Consider the following 24,389-nt stretch of genomic DNA (forward strand, 5'->3'; position numbering starts at 1 on the left):
TTGACTGAGCTCGATTCTCTGTGGGAAGCGATCCAAAATTCTTTTCGTCAATACACCGGTCAGGTGACTTTTGACAATTTTATTGCTCCGGCAAAACCGATTTCTCTCTCGCAAAATCGTCTAGAAATTGAACTACCGACGCCAATGCACCGGGATTTCTGGAATAAAAACCTAACGGAAAAGCTCAAGGAGTACGTCCAGCGTGAACTGGGCCGCTCTGTTGAGCCTGTTTACGTTTTAACGGGAGAAAAAGCAAAATCACCAACCCCACAAAATGTTGCGGGATCAACATCAAACATCCCATTAAATCCGTACTATAACTTTGAGACCTTCGTTGTCGGCGACGGCAACAAAATTGCCCACGCTGCCGCCCTTAACGCTGCGGAACGTCCCGGCTATATGAATCCCCTCTTCATTTACGGAGGTGTTGGTCTCGGTAAGACCCACTTAATGGAAGCCATTGGTAACTACATGCTTAAGATTAACAAAAACGCCCGTGTTAAGTACGTTACCAGCGAAGAATTTACGAATGACTTCATTAATTCAATTCAAAAAAGAACGACTGAGCAGTTCCGGGAAGAATACCGGAACCTCGATCTCCTACTAATTGACGATATCCAGTTCCTTGCTGACAAGGAAGGAACGCAGATTGAATTTTTCAATACCTTCAATACCCTTTACGACCAGCAAAAGCAAATCGTTTTAACTAGTGACCGGATGCCACGAGAGATCCCTGAACTGCAAGACCGGCTGGTTTCTCGCTTTATGTGGGGGATGCCCGTTGAAATTACGCCACCCGACTTGGAAACCCGGATTGCCATTCTGCGGAGTAAGGTTGAAGAGGACCACATCGACATTGGCAATGACACTTTGAACTACATTGCGGGCCAGATTGATACAAATGTCCGGGAACTTGAAGGGGCCTTGACCAAGGTCCAGGTCTATGCCGACCTTAGTAATGAGATTATCACCCCCCACCTTGCATCCCGGGCGCTCAAGGACTTCCGCCACTCAACCAAGCACCAGATTACGGTCGACGAGATTCAAAAACAGGTGGCCTCCTTCTATAACATTACCCAAGCTGACATTATGGGTAAGAAGCGGGTCAAGCAAATCGTAATGCCCCGGCAGATTGCAATGTACTTGACGCGTGAGCTGACGGACTACTCCCTACCTAAGATTGGTAAGGAATTCGGCGGTAAGGATCACACGACCGTTCTTCACGCAATTGATAAAATTGAAGCATCCGCCAAGGACGACTCCCAACTCCAAAAGGATATTCATAAGCTCAAAGACCAGCTCCAAGCTTAGTTGTGGATAAGTGCAGAAGTTATCCCAAAACTTATCCACAAGTTATCAACAAGTAAAAATGCTTGTTATAATAGTCTTAACGGACTTTTCCACAGGATTAACAGGTCCTACTACGACTACTATTTTTAAACTATAAAATATATTTATATATAACAGCACAAAAGGAGTGTCATTCTATGAATTTCACAATCAACCGTCCAGCATTCATTAGTCAACTAAATAATGTTCTCCGGGCAATTTCATCTAAAACCACGATTCCAATCCTAACGGGCTTAAAGATGGTCGTTGACAATGACCGAATTATTCTTACTGGCAGTAACTCAGACATTACAATTGAAAGCGTCATTGATGCTAGTAATGAAGATTACGGTTTAACAGTTAAAGAGACCGGCGCCATTGTGTTACCTGCCCGTTTCTTCAGCGAGATTGTTAAAAAGCTGCCAGACAAACAAGTAACTATTGAAATTACAAACGGCTTCCAGGCAGAAATTACCTCCGGAACCGCTAAGTTTCAAATTAACGGCCAGGACGCCGAAAACTTCCCCCACCTGCCAGAAATTGAATCTGACAATACCATTACCGTCCCTAACGATGTTCTTCGCGAAGTGATTCGTCAAACGGTCATTGCCGTTTCTAAACAGGAAAGCCGACCGATTCTTGCCGGAGTCCACTTTACCTTAAAGGATGGTCTCCTGACGGCAGTCGCTACTGACAGTCACCGCCTAGCACAACGTAAAGTGGCCTTGGAAAATGTCGACAGCAGCATGAACTTTGACATCATTATTCCGGGGAAGAGCTTGGATGAGCTTTCGGGAATGGTTAGTGACGTTAAGGAAGATATCAAGCTGCAGGTTAGCGAAAATCAGGTTCTTTTTATCTTTGGCAACACCCACTTCTTCTCCCGCCTGCTAGAAGGCAACTACCCAGAAACTAGCCAGCTGATCCCGACGACCGCTGATACAACGATGGAAGTTGAAGCGGGTACCTTCCAGGCATCAATTGAACGTGCTTCCTTGCTGTCCCACGAAAGCCGGAACGACGTTGTTAAGTTGACCATCCAGCCGGGATCGAATCGTGTCCAGATTAGTAGTGATTCCCCAGATATCGGAACGGTTGAAGAAGAGGTCGCCACGACCGCTTTAGATGGTCAAGATCTTGAGATTTCCTTTAACCCGAACTACATGAAGGACGCTTTACGGTCATTTGGCCAGGCCACCATCAAGATTTCCTTCACTTCTCCACTGCGGCCATTTACCTTGGTGCCAACGGAAGATACGGAAAACTTTGTTCACCTGATTACCCCTGTGCGGACGTTCTAACATAAAATTAGTGAAATAATTTAAAATGCCCTTGACCACATCTCGTGGCCAAGGGCATTTTGCGTTGGTAAATTCGGTCTCAAATAATTTTATTTGTAAATTGAGCCACTTTGCCCCCATTTTGATAAAAAAGCCTCGAAAAAGTCTGATTGGCTGAGATGGGCTATGACGGCCATTTTCGCTTGTGATTGTGGTATAATATAAAGCGTAAAGTAGGTGAAATGTTTTGGAAGCTAAAAAAGTTGTAATCGACCGCCCTTACATCACCTTGGGCCAGGTCCTTAAAGAAGAGGGCGTGATTCCCACTGGTGGTGCTGCTAAGTGGTACTTAAAAGAAAACACGATTTTAGTTAATAACAAAGCTGATGATCGGCGGGGCCGGAAGTTGTATCCTGACGACCTGGTTACCCTTCCCGACGGCCACCAGCTCCAGATTGAAAGTAAGTAGGAATCAGTAAATGATTCTGACAGAATTGCACCTGCGTCATTTCCGCAATTACGAGGATCAAACAGTCCATTTTGCGCCGGGAGTGAACGTCCTGATTGGCCGGAATGCACAGGGGAAGACGAATATGTTAGAGGCAATTTATGCGCTGTCACTGACCCGGAGCCACCGGACCAACAATGACCGGGAACTCATCAATTGGCAATCCCAGACCGCAACAATCAGTGGGGTCGTGCAAAGGGCAACCGGGAAGGTGCCCTTAGAACTGCAGTTTACCAAGGAGGGTAAGCGGGCCAAGGTGAACCACCTTGAGCAGGCGCGTTTATCTCAATACATTGGTAACCTGAACGCCATCCTGTTTGCACCGGAGGACTTATCACTGGTCAAAGGGGCTCCGTCCTTACGCCGTCGGTTTATGGATATGGAATTCAGTCAGATGAGTAGCAAGTACTTATACGATGCCAGCCAGTTCCGGACCCTCCTGCGCCAGCGCAATAAGTACCTCAAACAGTTGAAATATGGTCAACAGCATGACCAGGTCCTATTGGACGTTTTATCAGACCAGTTGGCCGCGTATGGTGCCGAGGTGATTGTTGCCCGGCATCATTTTTTACAGCAATTGGAGAAGTGGGCGGCTGACCTCCACTACCAGATTTCGCTGCACAAGGAGGAACTGCGGCTAGTCTACGCGACCCAGCTCAAGGTTGGTGATGAGACGACAGTTGACCAGGCCTACCAGCAGTTGTTGACGATTTACAAGGAAAATAAGGCCAAGGAAATCGACCAGGGGAGCACAATGTATGGTCCCCAGCGTGATGACATCCGCTTCATGGTTAACGGGAAAAACGTCCATTCGTTTGGCTCCCAAGGACAGCAGCGGACCACGGCACTATCCGTCAAGCTGGCCGAGATTGACCTGATGAAATCGCAGACGGGAGAATACCCATTATTACTGTTGGATGATGTCTTGTCGGAACTGGACACGGTCCGGCAGACTCACCTGTTAAAGGCGATTCAGAATAAAGTTCAGACATTTCTGACGACCACCAGCCTGAGTGATGTTGCCCGTCAGCTAATCAACGAACCGACGATCTTCAAAATAAAGGACGGTACATTAATTAAGGAGGAAGCATAGTGAGCGACGAACAAAAAGAAACGAAAGCGCAACTAGCGAGTGAATACGATGCCAGCCAAATTCAGGTCTTAAAGGGACTAGACGCGGTCCGGAAACGTCCCGGGATGTACATCGGATCGACCTCAGCCCAGGGCCTCCACCACCTGGTATGGGAAATCGTTGATAACGGGATTGACGAAGCCTTAGCTGGTTTCTGTGACGAAATCAACGTTGAGGTCAACCCGGACAACAGTATCACGGTCAAAGACAACGGGCGTGGTATCCCGGTTGACATCCAAGAACAAACTGGTAAACCCGCTTTGGAAACGGTCTTCACGGTTCTGCATGCCGGTGGTAAGTTCGGCGGTGGCGGCTACAAGGTTTCCGGTGGACTCCACGGTGTGGGGGCCTCAGTTGTTAACGCCCTGTCAACCGAGCTGGACGTTAAGGTTGCCCGGCAAGGCAAGCGCTACTACATGGACTTTGACCACGGCCACGTTAAGACGGCGATGAAGGTGATTGACGACCACCTTCCGGAAAACGAACACGGGACCACCGTTCACTTCAAGCCGGACCCGGCAATCTTCCGGGAAACCACGACCTACAATATCAAGACCTTGACCACCCGGCTGCGGGAACTGGCCTTCTTGAACAAGGGCCTTAAGATTACCATTGAAGATAAGCGGGAAGAAAACCCCAAGCGGAAGGAATTCCACTACGAAGGTGGGATTCGTCACTATGTTGACTTCCTAAACGAAGACAAGACGACCCTTTTTGAACCCCCAATCTACGTTGAAGGGAAGGAAAATGGGATTACGGTTGAAGTGTCTTTGCAATACACCGACTCTTACCGCAGTGAACTTTTGACCTTCACCAACAACATCCACACCTACGAAGGGGGAACCCACGAGACCGGCTTTAAGATGGCTCTGACGCGGGTGATCAACGACTACGGTCACAAGGCGGGAATCTTAAAGAGCAACGAGACCTTGTCTGGTGATGACGTCAGAGAAGGGATGACAGCAGTTGTCTCCATCAAGCACCCGGACCCGCAGTTTGAAGGTCAGACGAAGACCAAGCTGGGGAATTCTGATGCCCGGACCGCCACCGACCATGTTTTTGCGGCCACCTTTAACCGCTTCTTACTCGAACATCCCGACGAGGCCCGGCAGATCATCGAAAAGGGACAATTAGCCTCTAAGGCCCGGGTTGCCGCTAAGCGGGCCCGGGAAGTTACCCGGAAGAAGAGTGGGCTGGAGATTTCCAACCTGCCCGGGAAGCTGGCCGACAACACCAGTAAGGACCCGAACATTTCGGAACTGTTTATCGTCGAAGGGGATTCCGCCGGTGGTTCTGCTAAGCAGGGACGGTCGCGGTTGACCCAGGCAATTCTACCAATTCGGGGGAAGATTTTAAACGTTGAAAAGGCCACCCTGGACCGGGTCCTGGCCAACGACGAAATTCGGTCTCTCTTCACGGCTCTGGGAACCGGCTTTGGGGATGACTTCGACATTACCAAGGCCAACTACCACAAGCTGATCATCATGACCGATGCCGATGTCGACGGGGCCCACATTCGGACCCTGCTCTTGACCTTAATCTACCGTTTTATGCGGCCAATGATCACCCACGGCTATGTCTACATTGCCCAGCCGCCGCTATACCAAGTCCGGCAAGGGAAATTTGTTAAGTACATCGAAAGTGATGAGGAACTGCAGCAGGTCGTTAGCTCCCTGCAACCAAGCCCGAAGCCAGTCATTCAACGGTACAAGGGGCTTGGTGAAATGGACGCCGAACAGCTGTGGGAAACCACGATGGACCCTGCTAACCGGCACCTGCTCCGCGTTCAACTAGACGACGCTGAACAGGCTAACCAGATTTTCCCAATGCTGATGGGAACCAAGGTTGGTCCACGGCGGGACTTTATTGAGCAAAACGCTAAGTTTGTTGAAAACCTTGACCTCTAGTCGGGGATAGTACGAAAAAGGAGGAACGACATTGGCTGAAGACATGTCAAATAATCGAATTACGGACGTTAAACTGACGAGCCAGATGAAGAATTCATTCCTGGACTATGCCATGAGTGTTATCGTCTCCCGGGCCCTGCCAGACGTTCGTGATGGATTGAAGCCCGTTCAGCGACGAATCTTGTACGGGATGAACGAGCTGGGGGTTACCCCGGATAAGCCTTATAAGAAGTCTGCCCGGATTGTCGGGGATGTCATGGGGAAGTTTCACCCCCACGGTGACTCCTCCATTTACGAAGGGTTGGTCCGGATGGCCCAGGACTTTAGTTACCGTTACATGCTGGTTGATGGTCACGGTAACTTCGGTTCGGTCGACGGTGATAGTGCGGCCGCCATGCGGTATACCGAAGCGCGGATGAGCAAGATCGCGGTGGAAATGCTGCGGGACATCAATAAGGACACCGTTGATTTCCAACCAAACTACGATGGGACCGAGAAGGAGCCCGTCGTCTTACCGGCCCGCTTCCCGAACCTCTTGGTCAACGGGGCTTCCGGGATTGCCGTCGGGATGGCGACCAACATCCCGACCCACAACCTCGGTGAGGTCATCAGTGCTATCCACATGCTGATGAAGAACCCGGACGTGACGATTCCAGAACTGATGAAGGTCCTCCCTGGTCCAGACTTCCCGACCGGTGGGGTTGTCATGGGCAAAGCGGGCATTCGCAAAGCTTATGAGACCGGCCGGGGCAGCATCATTGTGCGGGCCAAGGTTGATATTGAAGAGCAAAAGAACGGTAAGCAACGAATCATTGTTCACGAAATTCCGTACATGGTTAACAAGGCTAACCTGATTAGCCGGATTGCTGAACTGGCTCGAAACAAGGAAATCGACGGGATCACCGACGTTAACGATGAAACCGACCGGGACGGGATGCGGATCGTAATCGATGTCCGGCGCGACGCCAGTGCGGAGGTCATCCTAAATAACCTCTACAAGATGACCTTGATGCAGACGACCTTCAACTTCAACATGCTGGCAATTGTCAACGGGGCGCCAAAGATTCTCAGTCTGAAGCAGATTCTGGAATACTACCTGGAGCACCAGGAAAGCGTCGTTCGTCGGCGGACCCAGTTTGAGTTGAAGAAGGCTCAGAGTCGGGTCCACATTGTTGAGGGGTTACGGATTGCCCTGGACCACATCGACGAAATCATTAATATCATTCGCCAGTCCCAGACCAGTGAGGTTGCCAAGAGCCAGTTGATGAACAACTACGGCCTTTCTGACCGGCAAGCCCAGGCCATCTTAGACATGCGGCTGGTCCGGCTGACCGGCTTGGAACGGGAAAAGATTGAGGCCGAGTACAAGAAGCTGATGGCCGCCATCGCCGACTACAAGGACATCCTGGCCCACAAGGAACGGATCAATCAGATTATTTGTGATGAACTGATGGAAATCCAAAAGAAGTTTGGCGACAAGCGGCGGACCGAGTTGCAGGTTGGTGACATTACCAACATTGAAGACGAAGACCTGATTGAGGAACAAGACATCATTGTGACCCTGACCCATAACGGCTACATCAAGCGCCTGCCGGTAGACGAATTCAAGTCCCAGCACCGTGGTGGCCGGGGTGTCAAGGGGATGGGCGTTCATAACGACGACTTCATCGAGCAGCTGATTTCCAGCTCAACTCATGACCTCCTCCTCTTCTTCACCAATTCTGGAAAGGTTTACTCCATGAAGGGGTACGAGGTTCCCGAATACGGGCGCTCTGCCCAGGGGATTCCAATCATCAACCTCTTAAACATCGACAGCAAGGAAAAGATCAGTGCGGTTATCAATGTCTCCCATAAGACCAACGATGACGACAAGTACCTCTTCTTTACGACCAAGTATGGGACTGTTAAGCGGACGGCGGTGCCAGAGTTCAAGAACATCCGGAGCAACGGTCTGAAGGCCATCAACCTCCACGATGGGGATGAACTAATGGACGTTGCCGTAATTAAGGACAGTCAACCGATGATTATCGGAACCCACCACGGTTATGCCCTGAGCTTCAACTCCGATGTTGTCCGGTCAATGGGCCGGAGTGCGGCCGGTGTCCGGGGAATTCGCCTTCGTGATGACGACTACGTAATTGGCGCGGCTCCGCTGAATAAGGACTCTAATGTTTTAGTAATTAGCGAAAACGGCTTTGGAAAACAAACGCCGGCTAAGGATTACCCAATCAAGGGCCGGGGCGGTCTCGGTGTGAAGACCGTCAACGTGACGAAGAAGAATGGTCCACTGGTCGGGATGACGACCGTGAACGGGGACGAGGACATCATGCTGGTCACTGACCAGGGTGTCATCATCCGCTTCGGCATCGAGAGCGTATCACAAACCGGTCGGGCAGCTGTCGGTGTCCACTTGATGAAGATGGATAATGGCGCCAAGGTTGCCACCATGGCTAAGGTGGAGAAGGAAACTGATGACGACAGTGACCAGACTAGCGATGACCAGGAAGAAGCTAATAACCAAGTAAGTGAAGAAAATCCGGAATAAAAAGGTGTAAATCCTGAAAAATGCGTATTTAATAAGTGACCGCATTTTCAGGATTTATCGTTATCGTCGCTTGTTTTATACTTGTATTTATGCTATATTTTATATCTGTGAGTATACGTACAGACGTCTACTCTCCTTGTTCTTCTTTACTTTAAGGAGAACCAGAGTCCATAAGGAGGTGTAACATTCATGGAAACACGTAAATATGAAATTACTTACATCATTCGTCCTGACATCGAAGAATCAGCTAAGAGTGAACTGGTTGACCGGTTTGACAAGGTGCTGACGGACAATGGTGCAACCATCGCTGAATCAAAGGACTGGGATACTCGTCGCTTTGCTTACCCAATCAACAAGTACACTGAAGGTACTTACCACGTAATTACCTTGACTACTGATTCTGACGAAGCATTGAACGAATTTGACCGTCTTTCAAAGTTCAGTGACGATATCCTACGTCACATGATCGTTAAGCTTGATGCTTAATAGATTGTCATTTTAATAGAGAGGAGAACGATCTATGATTAATCGTGCAGTCTTAACTGGGCGTTTAACGCGAGATCCTGAGTTGCGGTACACTACAAGCGGGACGGCAGTGGTATCCTTTACCCTCGCCGTTGATCGTCAGTTCCGGAACCAAAATGGGGAACGGGATGCTGACTTCATTAATTGCGTCATCTGGCGTAAGTCCGCGGAAAACTTTAGCAACTTCACACACAAGGGTTCACTTGTTGGTATCGAGGGCCGGATTCAAACCCGGAACTACGAGAACCAACAGGGTAACCGTGTCTACGTTACTGAAGTAGTGGTTGATAACTTCGCATTGCTTGAGTCCCGGAAGAATAGTGGGATGAATCAGCAGGGTGGCCAGCAACCATTTAGTAATGGCAACAATCAACCGTTTGGTGGTCAACCCCAGCAATTCGGTGGTAATCAACCGCAAACTAATAATGCTCCTCAAGGGAACCCATCACCTGACAATGGTGGCTTTGGTGGCAACAGCAATGCCCCAACCAGCAACGCGCCATTCTCACCCGACAGTAACAATGACGGGGAACAAAAGATTGACGTTTCTGATGATGAGTTACCATTCTAAATAAATCTTTTACCAGATAGGAGGGTAATTTCATGGCACAACAACGTCGGGGCGGTCGTCGTCGTCGCAAGGTCGACTTCATCGCCGCTAACCACATTGAATACATCGATTACAAAGATACTGACTTATTACGGCGGTTCATCTCCGAACGGGGTAAGATTTTACCACGCCGGGTCACTGGTACCAGTGCTAAGAACCAACGTAAGTTAACTATCGCTATCAAGCGTGCACGGATTATGGGTCTTTTGCCATTCGTTGCTGAAGACTAATTCGTAAAAAAAGCCCTAGCGTTCGTTTTTTCGAATGCCAGGGCTTTTTTGTATTCCATTAATGGTGCTTACGATTATGCTTGGCCAAGGCGAAGGTCAGGATGGTGGCGACCAGGCAGTAGGCCAGCGAGTTCCAGCCCAAGGCGGTTAGTCCCCAGTGCCGGTACACCTGGATTGGGGACCCAAAGATGGCAACGGTAAAGCCCAATAGGATTAAGAGCAGGACCCCGGTCCACTGGTTGCCCATCAGTGTGCTAAAGAGGGCTAGTAAGACCAGGTTAACAATGTAGACCGGGCGAAGAGTTAAAAAGCCACCCCGCGCGGCGATTCTTCCCGAGGCTTGGTTGGCAAAGATATCGACAATCCCGAGGATGAGAAGGATCAGGCTGAGCTGGTTGGCGCTGAAGTGGAGCGTTTGCCGGATTAGGGGCCGGATGTAGGTGTAGTAACCATAGAGGGTTGCCGCCGCGCAGATGACAAAGCAGATTCCCCACCACACTTGGTAGTCTTTAAAGAGGAGCAGCTGATCACGAAAGTCTCCCTTTTCACCGGGCAGGTTGCGGGGGAGGACCATAAAGGCCAGCAGGGTCGCGACCGCCGTGACCACCGCTACCATCACAAAGGCATCTTGCCAGCGCCAGTGGTTGGCAATGATGGTACCCAACGGGACTCCGACCACGGAGGCCAAGCTAAAGCCGGTGTAAATATAGGCGACTGCCATTGACCGCTGCTTAGGATCCTTAGCCAGCTGGTATACGATAACGGAAAGAACTGACTCAATCATCCCCGCCACCGACGCGGTGATAACCTGGGAAAGCAGGAAAATATTTAGGGTGGGCGAACAGGCACTTAGAATTGTCCCCACCAAAAAGACTAACAGCATCCCGACCAACAGGGAGTACTTGTTATAGTGGTTGGTGCCGAGGGCGACCAGTGGGGTCACAATGGCGTAGGTCCAGGCAAAAGCCGCCACCAGCCAGGAAACCTGGCTTAAAGACTCGTGGTAGGTGCCCGCAATCAGTGACAGGTTCCCGACAACCATGAACTCATTACAGCCCAGCATGAATGAGATTAAAACGAACGTGACAATGAGAATGTTAAATTGGTGACTACTAAGTTTCTGGGTCATTTTTCCTCCACAAATGTGCTTAAGCGTTTCATAATTATTTTACTGCTATTAGTAATATACTTGTATTAAAGGGGTTAGTAGACTGCTGATTTTATAAAGCAAGACGAGCCCCTGGTTGATGTGATATGATAGGATTATCCAAGAAAAAAATGGGCTGACTAGGTCCTTTTTGGGAGGATTACTATGCAAAAGTTTTTCAGTCGTGAAACCTGGCTGTTTTATTTTAAACACCCAGCGGTCCGCTGGAATGTCTGCTATTTGCTATTATTAACCATAATTAGTTTATGTTTTGCCTTTGTCTTTAACTGGCTAGTAGGGGTCGTTGTGCTGGTGATCGCCCTCGTCGGCGGCCTGACCAGTGTGAAGCAGCTGCGCCGGCTCGTCATTGACGCTAATGAGTACCTGAATCACTTGCTATACCAGATTAAGCAAGGCCAGCAAGAGGCTCTCTTAGAGATGCCGATGGGGATGATCATCCTTAACCGCCAGCACGCGGTAGAGTGGATTAACCCTTACATGGCGCGGTATTTTAGCTTGATGCGGGTAGTTGGCAAGCCGCTTGTCGAGGTCGATCAAGAGCTCGCGCAGTTGGTTTTGCAGCATGCGGATGACCAGAAAGCGCAGGTCGTATCGTGGCAGGGACGGCAATTTGAGTTTCTCGTCCAGAACAAGAACCACGTGGTCTACCTGATGGACGTCACGAAGTATGAACAAATCAGTAAACAGTTTAAACGAGAGCAGATTTTCCTCGGGAATATCTACCTCGATAACTACGATGAGTTGATTCAAGGGATGAGCGATTCCGCGGTCTCCAACCTCCATAATTACGTTACCTCGGAGATTAACAAGTGGGCGACCGCCAATCACCTTTTGATGAAAATCATTGATGATGATAACTACCTGATTATCGGGCACGAGGCTTCACTCCAGGCCCTGGAAAAGAAGAAATTTAAGATCTTGGACGTAATCCGGGAAAACACGTCCCAACGCAACTCGCCGGTGACCCTGAGTGTCGGGATCGCCTATGGGGAAAGCGACCTGATCAAACTGGCTGACACGGCCCAGAATAACCTGGACCTTGCCCTTGGTCGGGGAGGCGACCAGGTTGTTGTCCGCTCTAAGGATAAGCCGGCCCGCTTCTACGGTGGAAAGACTAACCCGATGGAGAAACGGACCCGGGTACGGGCACGGATGATTAGTCAGGCCTTACGGGAATTACTTAATCAGGCGGACCAGCTCTTCGTCATGGGCCATAAGAACCCCGACATGGACTCGCTGGGTGCCTGTTTAGGAATTCGCCGGATTGCTGAAATGAACGGCAAGGAGTGCTGGATCGTGGTCGATGATGAGCACCAGCACTCTGACATCCGCCGACTGATGCGGGAAATCGATAACTACCAGGGAATCAAAGACCACGTGATTTCTCCCGAGGCAGCCATTAACAAGGCCACCAGCAATAGCCTGTTGGTCATGGTGGATCACGCTAAGGAAAGCATCACAATCTCGCCGGCCCTCTTTGAGAAGCTGCAAAACCGCCTCGTAATCATTGACCACCACCGGCGGGGCGAGGAGTTCCCCGAGAACCCACTGTTGGTTTATATCGAGCCCTATGCCTCTTCAACCTGTGAGCTGATTACCGAGATGTTTGAGTACCAGCCACGTGAAGGAAAGGGGCTCAACAAGCTTGAGGCTACCACGATGCTGACGGGAATCCAGATCGATACGAAGTCATTTACCAAGAGTGCCGGGACGCGGACATTTGATGCCGCCTCCTACCTGCGTTCGGCGGGGGCTGACGGGATGATGATCCAGGCCTTTATGAAGGAGGATTCGCACAGCTTCATGGAGCGGAACCACCTCCTGGCCCGGGCCGAAATTAATAACGCGGTAGCTATTTGTGCCGGCGAAGAGGACCGCTATTACGACTCAGTAACGGCGGCCCAGGCAGCCGACATGCTCCTGCAGATTGCGGGGGTGGACGCTTCGTTTGTAATTACCCTCCGGTCAGACAACGTGATTGGCGTTTCGGCCCGGTCGATGGGCGACTTTAACGTCCAGGTAATTATGGAAAAGATGGGCGGTGGCGGCCACCTCGCCAACGCGGCGACCCAGATTAGTGGTCAGACAATTGCCCAAGTTAAGGAAACACTGCTGGGCCTGTTGAAACAGGACCCAGTTGATGAAACAGAAGAAACAGAGGAGTGACAGACATGAAGGTTATTTTTACACAAGATGTTCGTGGACGCGGTAAGCGGGGCCAAGTCAAGGAAGTTCCAGACGGCTACGCCCAAAACTACCTGATTAAGCGGGGCCTGGCTAAGCAGGCTACCAAGGCGGCAATGAGCCAGTTGGCGGGCCAAAAGCGGGCCGAAGAAAAGCATGCCGCTGAAGAATTGGCCGAAGCTAAGAAGGTCAAGAAGGTCTTGGAAAACGACAAGACGGTTGTTGAACTGAGCGGGAAGGCCGGTACTGATGGCCGGATGTTTGGCTCGATTTCCACTAAGCAAATTGCCACGGCCCTCGAAAAGCAGTACAAGGTCAAGATTGACAAGCGGAAGATTGAACTGGCCGCCCCAATCAAGGCCCTTGGTTACGTTAACGTGCCAATCAAGCTGCACCCAGAAGTAACTGCTGAAATTCGGGTTCACATTGCCGAAAAGTAGTTGGTAAATTGTTAAGACAAAAGAGGTATCGCCATGGATAATGCACCAATGCAAGAAGAACCGCGCGATATTGAAGCAGAAAAAGCAGTTCTTGGAGCTGCTTTTTTAAGTAAAAACGCGCTGGCGGATGCAATGGAATACTTGGAACCGCATGACTTCTACAAGCGTGCCCATCAGTTGATCTTTGGAAAAATGGTTGACCTCTATGAGGATGACCAGCCGATCGACCCGATCATGATGAACAGTGCCTTGGCTAAGGATAACCAGACGGAAAACGTTGGTGGCCCGGCCTACATTGCGGAACTGGCCTCCTCTGTCCCCTCCGCTAGGGACGTCAGCTACTATGCCAAGATTGTCCATGATAAGGCGACCCGGCGGCGGTTGATCAACACCGCTACAAAGATCATCAACAAGGGTTACGCCGACGATGAACGAATCGAAGACCTGCTGGACTCCGCCGAACAAGACATCATGCGGGTCTCAGAAGGCAATAACCAGTCGGACTTTAAGAAAATCAACACGGTCCTTGATGAGTCCTTAAACCACATCGATGAGCTCTCCCAGCAAAAGACCGACGTGACGGGGCTCAAGACCGGCTACAAGCAGCTGGATGAAATGACCACGGGACTCCATAAGGACGAACTGGTTATCATCGCAGCCCGGCCTGCGGTGGGGAAGACGGCCTTTGCTCTAAACATCGCCCAGAACGTGGCCACCCGGACAGACGATGATGGCAAACGGACCTCGGTAGCCATCTTTAGCCTGGAAATGGGGGCTGAGTCCCTGGTCAACCGGATGCTGTGTGCGGAAGGTAACATCAATGCGAACCACCTGCGAACCGGGCAGTTGACGCCCGAAGAGTGGGAAAGCATGTACATGGCCATGGGGACCCTGTCGAATGCCCAAATCTTCATCGATGATACACCGGGGATCAAGGTGGCCGAAATCCGGGCCCGTTGCCGGCGGCTGGCTAAGGAACAAGGTAACCTGGGCCTGATCGTAATCGACTACCTCCAGCTAATTGAAGGGAGCAACCCCGACAATCGGCAACAGGAAGTTTCAGAAATTTCGCGGCAGCTCAAGAAGCTGGCCAAGGAACTGGAGGTCCCGGTAATTGCCCTTTCTCAGCTGTCACGGGGAGTGGAACAACGGCAAGATAAGCGGCCGGTCCTCTCCGATATCCGGGAATCTGGGTCAATCGAACAGGATGCCGATATCGTTAGTTTCCTTTACCGGGACGATTATTACGAGCACGACGAAGACGATGATGAGGACCAGGGGGGTGGCCCTGGCCAACAGGACGACGATGATGCCGCCAACGTCAGTGAAGTCGAAGTCATTATCGAAAAGAACCGGTCTGGTCCGCGGGGAACGGTCAAGCTGCTGTTTGCCAAGTCGTACAACAAGTTTGCGTCGGTGGCCTACGTTCCAGAAGACCACCAGTAATAACTATTTGTCTAGCCCTGGTGGCGGGACATGAATATACGGAGAAAGTAAGGCTAGAGAAAAAGGTGTTTTTTTCCAGCCTTTTCTTTGCAATCGGGAGGAGATGTCACGGATGCAAAAAGAAAACGGGGTTCAACTGAAGTGGCTGCTGGTTGGAATCTTCATCAGTAGTATCGGAAACAGTTTTGTCTGGCCCCTTACCACTATCTACATACATGAACAATTGCACGAGTCGCTGACCGTTTCCGGGATTATCCTGCTCTTCTACTCGGGGGCAAACGTGGTCGGCAGCTACATCAGCGGGTTCTTATTTGACCGCTATAACCCCCGCCACCTGTTGCTCAACGGTTCCATCGTGGCCACCATTGTGATTGCGTTGATGATCTTCTTCAACGGCTGGCCAATTTACGCCTTTCTGTTGACCGCCATTGGCTTTTTCAACGGCTGGATCATGACGATGATCAACTCCTACGCCACCCGGACGGGCCAGGATGGACGCTACGTCTTCAACATGCTTTACTTTGCTAATAACTTGGGGATGGTGATTGGGACCACGATTGTCGGCCCTCTCTACCAGTACGCGCATGGTAATATTGCGCCCCTCTTTACGATTACCACTGTCCTCTACCTCATCTTCATCCTGATTGTCTTTGTCCACTTTAAAGATGGGGACGATAAGGCTAGTGGGAAGACGCCGACGGTCGATATTACGGGGGACCAACGGGCGGCCAAGATGCCCAAGGCCAACCTGTGGGTCTGCTGGACCTTCTTCATTAGCCTCTGCGTAATCTGGATGATGTACGAGCAGTGGTCCAGTAACCTCTCCGTCTTCATGACCGAACGGGGATCTCGATGACCAAGTACAGCCTCCTGTGGACAATTAACGGAATCCTGATTGTCCTGGCCCAACTAGCCCTCTCCTGGATTAACCGCTGGTACAACAACCCCTACATGTTGGTTTACATTGGGACGTTCACCATCGCTTTGTCCTTTGTCCTCCTTTTGGTTGCCAAGACCTACGGCTGGTTCATTTTAGCGATGGTGGTCCTGACGATTGGGGAGGCCACGGCCATCCCGACGATACCGGCGATTGTGAACAGCCTTTCGCCCGTCGCGGTGAAGGGGAAGTATCAGGGAATCTTGAATGCCTACTCCTCACTTGGGAAGGCATTCGGGCCCCTCTTTGGTGGCCTGGTAATCGGTGCGGCTTCCTACCACGTCCTCTTCGTGATCTGTGCGGCGTCAATCCTGGCTATTGAGGTAATCATCCTCCTGGTTGCCAAGTTGAAACGGCAGGCAACTAAAGAATTCTAGGAAGTGATCGTGGTGTTTTATAACAGCTTCGATAATGTTCACGGCGAGGACCGCTTCGGCCTGGTCGGGAAAACCGGGGATTGTTTTCGCGAGAACCGGCAACTGGTCCTGCCATGTTACAAGTGCCAACAGGGACCACTGGTAATTGCGGAACGGAACTGGGTCGCCACCAATAATGATGACTCCCAGCAATACCAGATTGTGGTCCGCTGTGCCCACTGTGGGGCGGTTGATGAGTTTACCGTCAATGATGGGCGTGAGCACCAAATTGGAAAACTTCGGCATGCTCACCAAAGGCCCAGTGAACAGGATTTAAAATAAGATAAAGGGGCTGTGACATAAGTCCCAAATAATTAATGGAGTTAGATGAAATTTTCGGATTTCATTTAACTCCATTTTCCTTTAAAATATTAGTAAAAGAAAAGACATCGACTTGACCGTCGATGCCTCCAAAATACCCTCGAAAGGATACAAAAACATTGGAACCTGATTATAACATGAATCAACTTAGTTTGAACATACCTACTGCTTATGAACCTGAGTTAAATCATCCAGCACGTTATATTAATCGGCTGGTTGAAAGCTTAGCGCTGCGGCGACCCAATATTATGGGTCGACCAAGAGAGTATGATCCACGAATGCTGTTAAAGTTAGTTTTACTGGCTTACAGCTATGGTATCATTTCCTCTAGGAAAATTGAACGCTTTGCTCGTGAAAACATTGTTGCGATGTGGTTGACTCAAGAACAGCGCCCAACCTACCGCACCATTGCTCGCTTCATTGTCTCCCAAGAATTGGAAGATATGATTCAGAGTAGTTTCAAGGAATTTCATGACTATTTAAAGGCTCAGGGAATGATCGATGAGGCTTCATTCATTGATGGCACTAAGATTTTAGCTAACGCAAATAAGTATTCCTTTGTTTGGAAGAAACACACCATTAAGTATCGCAAATTAAACGTTGAAAAGGCTCAAAAACTAATTCGTGAAATTAAGCAAGCAGAAGTTAAGATTGATGTTGATGAAGATAGCTTTGACATTGATCAACTTGATACGATTATTGCCTTACTTGAACAACGGATTGAAGAGTTAAACCAACGGGTGGCCGAAACCGCAAAGGTTTCGCCCAATCCGGCCAAGCAGGAACGACGTCATGCCAAAAAGTATCTCCATGCTTTAGACCATTGTCGTCAAAAGCATCTTGAATACCAAGCCCAATCGCAGATTGCTGGCCAACGTAATAGCTATTCCAAAACCGATTATGACGCTACTTTTATGCGTTTAAAGGAAGATCCGATGCGTAATGGTCAAACAAAGCCAGCGTATAATCTTCAAATTATGACTAGCTCACAGTACGTGCTGGGTTATGAACTCATGCAGAACCCAACCGATACTAGAACATTAATCCCATTCTTATCTCATCTCGCCCAGAACGAAGTTTTGGGGCGAGAAATTGTTGCCGATGCTGGTTACGGATCAGAACGCAATTATAAGTATATCGAAGATGAGCTATCTGATTGTACAGCTTTAATTCCTTACAGCACCATGATTAAAGAGAATAGCCGTAAGTGGCGTTCTGATGATCGAAAAGTAATGAACTGGGAATATCATGAGGCTGATGACTTTTATGTAAACCCACAGGGCGTCCGATTCAACTTTAAACGATACGCATACCGAAATGATAAATACAAATTCCGTCGTGATTTCAAAGTATATCAAGCAGAGAAGTATGATGAGAATCATCAAATTATTTCTCAGGCATTAACACCACATGGGAACACTAAGTACCTTATGGTGAACCCACAGTGGGAATATTTTAAGTCGAAAGCTCGCGAGTCGCTTTCAAATTCCAACACTTACTCCCGTCGTAAGTACGATGTAGAGACTGTTTTTGGTAACTTGAAGGCTTATTTGGGTTTTAAAAGATTCACAGTACGTGGTCTTAAGAAAGCCAAAAGACAAATTGGGATTGCTTTAATGGCATTAAACATGAAGAAAATGGCCGGAAGGCCGCTCATTTTCTCAAAATATTCAGATAATCAAAAAGCTCCATTCAGAATTTTTGTTAAATTCCGAATGGAGCTTCTGATTCAGAGGCTTTTTGTCACAACCCCTTTTTCTGTCTTATATTTATAACTTTTCCGACAATCGTATGAAAACCTTTTCATCCGACAAGTAAAAAGTTTCACAAGCTTAGACAACCCTAATACATACTCTAAGTAGGCGTGTAACAATAAATAATAAAACTCTCATTTTAAAAAAAACTAAAAATTATCAAACTTTGTGATAGTGTAAACATTGTAAAGCGATTGGATATATCTAAGGAGATGTATTGTTATGAAAATCAAAGCTGCTGTTGTAGATAAGAAAGGTGCAAAGTTTGATATTCGTGACGACGTTGAATTGGCTGATATGCAAGCTGACGACCTGCAAATTCACATGGTCGCAACTGGTATTTGCCACTCCGATGAAGCCCTTCGTAAGGGTGATGCCGAAATTGGTTACCCAATTATCTTAGGACACGAAGGTTCCGGGATTGTTGAAAAGGTTGGTCCTGAAGTTAAGGACTTCAAGCCTGGCGATCACGTTATCCTGTCATTCTATGGCTGTGGTAACTGTATCAACTGTTTGAAGGGTAAGCCAACGAAGTGCTTGAACTACGCTGCTAACAACCTGTCAGGTGTTCGTCCTGACGGCAGTGCCCACTTTACTGAAGATGGCCACCAAGTTGATGACATGTTTGACCAATCATCATTCACTACCACCACTGTTGTTCGTGAGCGGAACGCTGTTAAGGTACCTAAGGACCTTGACCTGCGGAAGCTTGGACCTCTGGGCTGTGGTTACGTAACTGGTTCTGGGACCGTCTTCAACACATTGAAGCCTGAACCAGGTTCCACCATTGCCGTAACTGGTACTGGTGCCGTTGGTTTGGCTGCTATGATGGCTGGTAAGATTTCTGGCTGCACGAAGGTTATCGCAATTGACCGTGTTCCAGAACGGCTGAACCTCGCCAAGGAATTGGGTGCTACTGACGCTATCAACACTAACGACGAAGACATGGTTAAGGCTATCCAAAAGCTGACCGATGGCAAGGGTGTTGACTACATTGTTGATACCACTGGTGTTACTAAGGTTATGCAAGACGCTATCCAAGCCTTAGCACAAGGTGGTGTTCTGGCTGCCATTGCCGTTACTGCTCAACACATCGACGTTAACACTTGGAACGACCTTTGCCCAGCTGACCGGACAATCGTTGGTGTTAACATGGGTGACTCAATTCCACAAGTTGACATTCCACGTCTGATTGAATTCTACAAGCTCGGCATGTTCGACTTCGACAAGACCGAAAAGTTCTACGACTTCGATCAAATCAACGAAGCCAACGCTGACTCTGTATCTGGCAAGACCATCAAGCCAGTTCTGATCATCGACAAGGACTACAAGCCAGGCAAATAATTTACCTAGTAAAGTTGGTTTAAGGCATTAGATAGTACGCTTGAAAGGAAGCAATAAAATGGCTACACCACACTACAAGATGTACATTAATGGTAAATTTGTTGACACAGATTCAGGCAAGAAGATTACTGTAATCAGCCCAAACGATGAATCTGTTTTAGGGACCGTTCCTAGTGCTACGGTTGAAGAAACCCGTGAAGCAATTGACGCCGCTACGGAAGCTGAAAAGACTTGGCACCGGGTACCTGCACCAACCCGTGGAACCTACCTCCACAAGCTGGCCGAAGAAATTCGGAAGGACCCAGAACCATGGATCAAGAATCTGCAAGTTGAACAAGGTAAGATTCGTTCACTTGCTGAAACTGAAGTAAACTTCACCGCCGACTACTTTGACTACATGGCAGCAGCTGGTCGGACTTACAAGGGTGAAGTTATCCAATCCGACAACAAGGATGAGACAATTTTGCTGAAGCGGATGCCAATTGGTGTCATCGCTGGAATCCTGCCTTGGAACTTCCCATTCTTCCTGATTGCCCGGAAGATGGCTCCAGCTTTGGTAACTGGTAACACCATCGTATTGAAGCCAAGTTCTGACACCCCAATTGGTGCCCTTGAATTTGCTAAGCTCTGTGACAAGGTTGGTATCCCAGCCGGGGTTGTAAACTTTGTTACTGGACCAGGTTCAGTTGTTGGGAACGAACTTTCCAAGAACCCTAAGATCGGCATGGCCAGCTTGACTGGTTCTGTTGGCGCTGGTAAGCGGATCATGGCTGCCGCAGCTGACCACGTTGGTGAAGTTTCCCTTGAATTAGGTGGGAACGCTCCAGCTGTTGTTTGTGACGATGCTGACTTAGACGAAGCCGTTAACGACATCATCAACTCACGGTTCGACAACAACGGTGAACTTTGCAACAACGTTCAACGGGTATACGTTCAAGAAAACGTTGCTGACGAATTCATGGAAAAGCTGACTGCTGCTGTTAAGAAGATTACTGTTGGTGACACGGTTAAGAACCCTAAGATTGGCATGGGTCCACTGATCAACAAGGCCGCCCTTGAAAAGGTTGACAGCCAGGTAAAGCAAGCTGTTAAGGAAGGTGCCAAGGTTGTTACCGGTGGTAAGCCAGTTGACGGCAAGGGCTTCTTCTACGAACCAACTATCTTGACCAATGTCAAGCAGGATGGTTCCGCTATCCAAGACGAAATCTTCGGCCCAGTTCTGCCAGTTATGACCTTCAAGACCCTTGAAGAAGCCGTTGACATGTGCAACGACAGCACGATGGGCCTGACCTCTGGTATCTTCACCAAGAGCCTTGACCGGGCAGCCTACGCTGTTAACGAAATTCAAGCCGGTGAAACCTACGTCAACCGGAACTACTTCGAAGCTATGCAAGGTTACCACGCTGGTGTTAAGGAATCTGGTATCGGTGGTTCTGATGGTATGCACGGTATCCTTGAATGCACTGACACGAAGGTTGTTTACATCCAACGTCACCCAGAAAACATTTAATACTTCTCCTTTTATAAACTAAGTATCTCCTGAAAAAGGGGCACGACAATCAGTCGTGCCCCTTTTTTGGGTGAAATATTTCCTGGGAAATTATAGTTCATTAGCCACAACCTTGGACTAGTCACCCAGCTTGTCGTGGTCTAATTCGCCCATGTTCTTGGCGGTTGCGACCCCGGCCAGGATGGAATCATTAACGTTCAGGGCGGTCCGGGCCATATCGATGATTGGGTCAATGGCAATTAGGACCCCCATGATGGCAACGGGCAGGTTCAACGTCCCGAGGACCATCAGGGTCGTAAAGGTGGCCCCACCACCGACACCGGCAACCCCAAAGGAAGCGATGACGTCAATGGCAATCAAGGTCAGGATAAACTGCCAGGAGAAGACGTTGATTCCGGCGGTTGGAGCGATGATTGCGGCAACCATTGATGGGTAAATCCCAGCACAGCCGTTCTGACCAATTGTCAGCCCAAAGCTGGCGGCAAAGTTAGCAACGGAGGAACTAACCCCCAGCGAGTCCCGTTGAATCTTGACGTTTAACGGCAGGGTACCGGCACTGGTCCGTGACGTAAAGGCAAAGATGAGGGCGGGCCAAGCCTTCTTGTAGTAGGCAACCGGGTTGATGCGGTTGACCAGCAGGATGATGGTGTGGACGATAAACATTACGGCAATGGCCACGTAGGCAGCGACGATGAAGGTGCCCAGCTTGGCGATGGAGGCAAAACTACTGGTTGCGGTGGCCTTGACCATCAGGGCGAAAATACCGTATGGGGTTAACTCAAGGACCATCTTTACCAGGCGGCTGACGATTGCCTGCAGGGCGGCGATTCCCTTGGCAAAGATCCGGGCCTCATCCGGCTGGTTATCGCGGAGCCACAGGAAGGCCACCCCGACCATCAGGGAGAAGATTACGACGGCAATGGTACTGGAAGACCGGGTGCCGGCAAAGTCAGCGAAGATGTTGGTGGGTAAAAGGTTGGTGATCTGTTGGGGAAGGGTCAAACCCTTTAATGTTGCCTGGTGGGTCTTAATGGCGTCAATGGCCGTCGAGTTGGCCGCCATCCCCTTGATGAAACTAGCTCCCTGGAGGTTGAAGGCCAGGACACTCATGATCCCGATGAAGGAGGCCACGGCGGTGGTGGAAAGGAGGATTCCCAAGACATTGGTGGTCATCTTCTTCAGGTTCGTTTGCTTCTTTAGCTTAGTGAAGGCGCCCACGAGGGAAACGAAGACCAGGGGGATCACCAGCATTTGTAGCAGGGCAATGTAGCCGTTGCCGACGATGTTGATCCAATCGATGGCCGTCGTGGCGGTTTTACTGGTGGGACCATAGATTAGTTGAATGGCCGCGCCACCGATGATTCCCAAGACCAGGGCCAAGAAGACGAGCTTGTTAAAGCCCCAGTGGCGACGGTGGAGGTAAATCATGCCGGCCATAATGGCGGCGGCGATGATGATAATAAGTAGTGCTTGCATTTTTAATGCTCTCTTTCTTTAATTTACATAATTCCGCAATTCGTTTAGCAACAAAAAAAGATTTCCCAGTGCGCGCACTCTGAGAACTCTTACTTGGAAAATATTTAAAACGGAAAAGCTACTTGTTGTTAACTTTGCCGTCTTCCCGCTGAGTAATCATAGGGTAACGCAAATAGCATGTTGGCGTTCGCACAACATGCACAACAAGTAGCAGCCTTGGCAAAAATTGCGTTAGTCATAATGATTACTCCCTTCGTTTCTAAACTTGGTTATACTATACCGAGTTAGTTACTTTTTGTCAACAAAAAAATATAATTACCCGGGTGACGGCTATTTGGTATATGATTGAGGAAGACGGAAAAGGAGGAATTGCGATGGACACAAAACAGTATCGGTATACCAGTAATGATTTTAAGATTAAGAAGGCGCCGACCTTTGTTACGGACTCAAGTGATGAGCTGAAGAAGATCAAGAAGCAGGTTAAGAAGAATCTGAAGCGGATCCGGGAGGCCCAAAAGAAGATGTACGCCCGGCGGCACTACAGCGTCCTGGTCGTTTTCCAAGCGATGGATGCCGCGGGGAAGGACAGTATGATTGCCCACATTTTCTCGGGAGTTAACCCGGTTGGCTTTAAGGTCGCCAACTTTAAGCAGCCCACTTCTAAGGAACTGCGCCATGACTACCTCTGGCGGATTACCCGGGAGCTGCCCCTTCGTGGGGACATCGGGGTCTTCAACCGGTCTTACTACGAGGATGTCTTAGTGTCCCGGGTCCACCCTGAAATTATCCTGAATAGCAACCTCCCTGGCATTTACTCCTTAAAGGACGTGGATGACCACTTCTTTGAGAAACGCTACCAGGATATCCGTGAGTACGAGAAGTACCTGACCCGTAACGGCTATGTTGTTTTGAAATTCTTCCTGCACGTTTCTAAGGATGAACAGAAGAAGCGGTTCTTGTCCCGGATTGACCGGCCGGAAAAGAACTGGAAGTTCTCGGCGGCGGATATTCGGGAACGCCAGTACTGGGACCAGTACCAGGCGGCCTACGAGAAGGCAATTAACGCCACCGCCACGAAGGAGAACCCATGGTACGTTATCCCGGCGGACGACAAGTGGTATTCCCGCCTGATTGTTTCAGACATTATCACCAAGCGGATTGAAAAGTTGCCCCTCTCGTACCCAGAACTGAACGAACAGGAGGCAGCGGAGCTCAAGGAAGCCCGGCAGCGCTTGTTGGATGAAAAATAATAGTGATATGGTGCTAGTATTCGGCCTTGCCGAGGACTGGCACCTTTTTTGGTGACAAAAAAAGCACCCGCCGAAAC

19 protein-coding genes and 1 pseudogene are annotated in these 24,389 nt (G+C 49.3%); 18 read left to right on the forward strand and 2 right to left on the reverse strand.

The annotated features are described in order from the left end of the window. The 9 genes from dnaA to rpsR all read left to right on the forward strand — a co-directional run bounded on the left by dnaA (position 1) and on the right by rpsR (position 10,066). Positions 1-1,311 (forward strand): chromosomal replication initiator protein DnaA, encoded by a 1,311-nt coding sequence (dnaA, locus tag KZE55_RS00005; protein ID WP_222258330.1) that lies wholly within the window; start codon positions 1-3, stop codon positions 1,309-1,311. Positions 1,312-1,487: 176 nt separating this feature from the next. Beyond that, positions 1,488-2,630, forward strand: coding sequence for a DNA polymerase III subunit beta (dnaN, locus tag KZE55_RS00010; protein ID WP_222258331.1), 1,143 nt, complete (start codon positions 1,488-1,490; stop codon positions 2,628-2,630). Positions 2,631-2,856: 226 nt separating this feature from the next. Further along, the gene (gene yaaA, locus KZE55_RS00015; protein WP_222258332.1) at positions 2,857-3,078 is read left to right on the forward strand and encodes a S4 domain-containing protein YaaA; all 222 of its coding nucleotides are present in this window, start codon (positions 2,857-2,859) and stop codon (positions 3,076-3,078) included. 10 nt (positions 3,079-3,088) lie between these two features. Next, a complete protein-coding gene (gene recF, locus KZE55_RS00020) occupies positions 3,089-4,210 on the forward strand; it encodes a DNA replication/repair protein RecF (RefSeq protein WP_222258333.1) in 1,122 nt (373 codons plus the stop codon). After that, positions 4,210-6,156: a DNA topoisomerase (ATP-hydrolyzing) subunit B gene (gene gyrB / locus KZE55_RS00025; RefSeq protein ID WP_396442463.1), complete on the forward strand. Its 1,947-nt coding sequence runs from the start codon at positions 4,210-4,212 to the stop codon at positions 6,154-6,156. The genes recF and gyrB overlap by 1 nt, the downstream gene beginning before the upstream one ends. A 43-nt stretch (positions 6,157-6,199) precedes the next feature. Next, a complete protein-coding gene (gene gyrA / locus KZE55_RS00030; protein ID WP_222259808.1) occupies positions 6,200-8,701 on the forward strand; it encodes a DNA gyrase subunit A in 2,502 nt (833 codons plus the stop codon). 189 nt (positions 8,702-8,890) lie between these two features. Beyond that, positions 8,891-9,187: a 30S ribosomal protein S6 gene (rpsF, locus tag KZE55_RS00035; protein ID WP_047768345.1), complete on the forward strand. Its 297-nt coding sequence runs from the start codon at positions 8,891-8,893 to the stop codon at positions 9,185-9,187. 34 nt (positions 9,188-9,221) lie between these two features. Continuing rightward, a complete protein-coding gene (gene ssb, locus KZE55_RS00040) occupies positions 9,222-9,797 on the forward strand; it encodes a single-stranded DNA-binding protein (RefSeq protein WP_222258334.1) in 576 nt (191 codons plus the stop codon). Positions 9,798-9,829: 32 nt separating this feature from the next. After that, positions 9,830-10,066 (forward strand): 30S ribosomal protein S18, encoded by a 237-nt coding sequence (gene rpsR, locus KZE55_RS00045; RefSeq protein ID WP_003665240.1) that lies wholly within the window; start codon positions 9,830-9,832, stop codon positions 10,064-10,066. A gap of 58 nt (positions 10,067-10,124) precedes the next feature. Here the strand turns inward: rpsR and KZE55_RS00050 are convergent, their stop codons facing one another. Continuing rightward, positions 10,125-11,195 carry an MFS transporter gene (locus KZE55_RS00050; protein WP_222258335.1) on the reverse strand — a complete coding sequence of 357 codons (1,071 nt, stop codon included), beginning with the start codon at positions 11,193-11,195 and terminating at the stop codon, positions 10,125-10,127. A 183-nt stretch (positions 11,196-11,378) separates the two neighbouring features. Here KZE55_RS00050 and KZE55_RS00055 point away from each other — a divergent pair, with 183 nt between their 5' ends. The 8 genes and pseudogenes from KZE55_RS00055 (at position 11,379) to aldA (ending at position 21,586) form a co-directional block, all read left to right on the forward strand. Then, the gene (locus KZE55_RS00055; protein WP_222258336.1) at positions 11,379-13,400 is read left to right on the forward strand and encodes a DHH family phosphoesterase; all 2,022 of its coding nucleotides are present in this window, start codon (positions 11,379-11,381) and stop codon (positions 13,398-13,400) included. 5 nt (positions 13,401-13,405) lie between these two features. Then, a complete protein-coding gene (gene rplI / locus KZE55_RS00060) occupies positions 13,406-13,858 on the forward strand; it encodes a 50S ribosomal protein L9 (protein ID WP_222258337.1) in 453 nt (150 codons plus the stop codon). A gap of 33 nt (positions 13,859-13,891) precedes the next feature. After that, positions 13,892-15,304 carry a replicative DNA helicase gene (gene dnaB, locus KZE55_RS00065; RefSeq protein ID WP_222258338.1) on the forward strand — a complete coding sequence of 471 codons (1,413 nt, stop codon included), beginning with the start codon at positions 13,892-13,894 and terminating at the stop codon, positions 15,302-15,304. Between the two features lie 112 nt (positions 15,305-15,416). Then, positions 15,417-16,618, forward strand: a pseudogene (locus KZE55_RS00070) (MDR family MFS transporter). A 12-nt stretch (positions 16,619-16,630) separates the two neighbouring features. Continuing rightward, on the forward strand, positions 16,631-16,939 hold the full coding sequence (locus KZE55_RS00075; protein ID WP_222258339.1) for a hypothetical protein: 309 nt from the start codon (positions 16,631-16,633) through the stop codon (positions 16,937-16,939). 122 nt (positions 16,940-17,061) lie between these two features. Beyond that, positions 17,062-18,753, forward strand: coding sequence for an IS1182 family transposase (locus KZE55_RS00080; RefSeq protein WP_463674774.1), 1,692 nt, complete (start codon positions 17,062-17,064; stop codon positions 18,751-18,753). Between the two features lie 201 nt (positions 18,754-18,954). Beyond that, positions 18,955-20,076 carry an NAD(P)-dependent alcohol dehydrogenase gene (locus KZE55_RS00085; RefSeq protein ID WP_047769611.1) on the forward strand — a complete coding sequence of 374 codons (1,122 nt, stop codon included), beginning with the start codon at positions 18,955-18,957 and terminating at the stop codon, positions 20,074-20,076. Between the two features lie 58 nt (positions 20,077-20,134). Further along, a complete protein-coding gene (gene aldA / locus KZE55_RS00090) occupies positions 20,135-21,586 on the forward strand; it encodes an aldehyde dehydrogenase (RefSeq protein WP_047769613.1) in 1,452 nt (483 codons plus the stop codon). Positions 21,587-21,703: 117 nt separating this feature from the next. Here the strand turns inward: aldA and KZE55_RS00095 are convergent, their stop codons facing one another. Next, a complete protein-coding gene (locus KZE55_RS00095) occupies positions 21,704-23,062 on the reverse strand; it encodes an L-cystine transporter (protein WP_222258341.1) in 1,359 nt (452 codons plus the stop codon). Positions 23,063-23,436: 374 nt separating this feature from the next. On the opposite strand from KZE55_RS00095, the gene KZE55_RS00100 reads away from it, so the two are divergent. After that, positions 23,437-24,312, forward strand: a complete 876-nt coding sequence (locus tag KZE55_RS00100) for a PPK2 family polyphosphate kinase (protein ID WP_222258342.1) — start codon at positions 23,437-23,439, stop codon at positions 24,310-24,312. Positions 24,313-24,389: the final 77 nt, after the last annotated feature.

Source organism: Limosilactobacillus panis (assembly GCF_019797825.1).
Lineage (GTDB): Bacteria > Bacillota > Bacilli > Lactobacillales > Lactobacillaceae > Limosilactobacillus > Limosilactobacillus panis_A.

Coding starts and splice junctions, on each gene's coding strand:
- dnaN (WP_222258331.1), top strand. CDS start 1,488: ATGAATTTCACAATCAACCGTCCAGCATTCATTAGTCAACTAAATAAT.
- recF (WP_222258333.1), top strand. CDS start 3,089: ATGATTCTGACAGAATTGCACCTGCGTCATTTCCGCAATTACGAGGAT.
- gyrA (WP_222259808.1), top strand. CDS start 6,200: ATGTCAAATAATCGAATTACGGACGTTAAACTGACGAGCCAGATGAAG.
- rpsF (WP_047768345.1), top strand. CDS start 8,891: ATGGAAACACGTAAATATGAAATTACTTACATCATTCGTCCTGACATC.
- ssb (WP_222258334.1), top strand. CDS start 9,222: ATGATTAATCGTGCAGTCTTAACTGGGCGTTTAACGCGAGATCCTGAG.
- rpsR (WP_003665240.1), top strand. CDS start 9,830: ATGGCACAACAACGTCGGGGCGGTCGTCGTCGTCGCAAGGTCGACTTC.
- KZE55_RS00050 (WP_222258335.1), bottom strand. CDS start 11,195: ATGACCCAGAAACTTAGTAGTCACCAATTTAACATTCTCATTGTCACG.
- KZE55_RS00055 (WP_222258336.1), top strand. CDS start 11,379: ATGCAAAAGTTTTTCAGTCGTGAAACCTGGCTGTTTTATTTTAAACAC.
- rplI (WP_222258337.1), top strand. CDS start 13,406: ATGAAGGTTATTTTTACACAAGATGTTCGTGGACGCGGTAAGCGGGGC.
- dnaB (WP_222258338.1), top strand. CDS start 13,892: ATGGATAATGCACCAATGCAAGAAGAACCGCGCGATATTGAAGCAGAA.
- KZE55_RS00080 (WP_463674774.1), top strand. CDS start 17,062: ATGCCTCCAAAATACCCTCGAAAGGATACAAAAACATTGGAACCTGAT.
- KZE55_RS00085 (WP_047769611.1), top strand. CDS start 18,955: ATGAAAATCAAAGCTGCTGTTGTAGATAAGAAAGGTGCAAAGTTTGAT.
- aldA (WP_047769613.1), top strand. CDS start 20,135: ATGGCTACACCACACTACAAGATGTACATTAATGGTAAATTTGTTGAC.
- KZE55_RS00095 (WP_222258341.1), bottom strand. CDS start 23,062: ATGCAAGCACTACTTATTATCATCATCGCCGCCGCCATTATGGCCGGC.
- KZE55_RS00100 (WP_222258342.1), top strand. CDS start 23,437: ATGGACACAAAACAGTATCGGTATACCAGTAATGATTTTAAGATTAAG.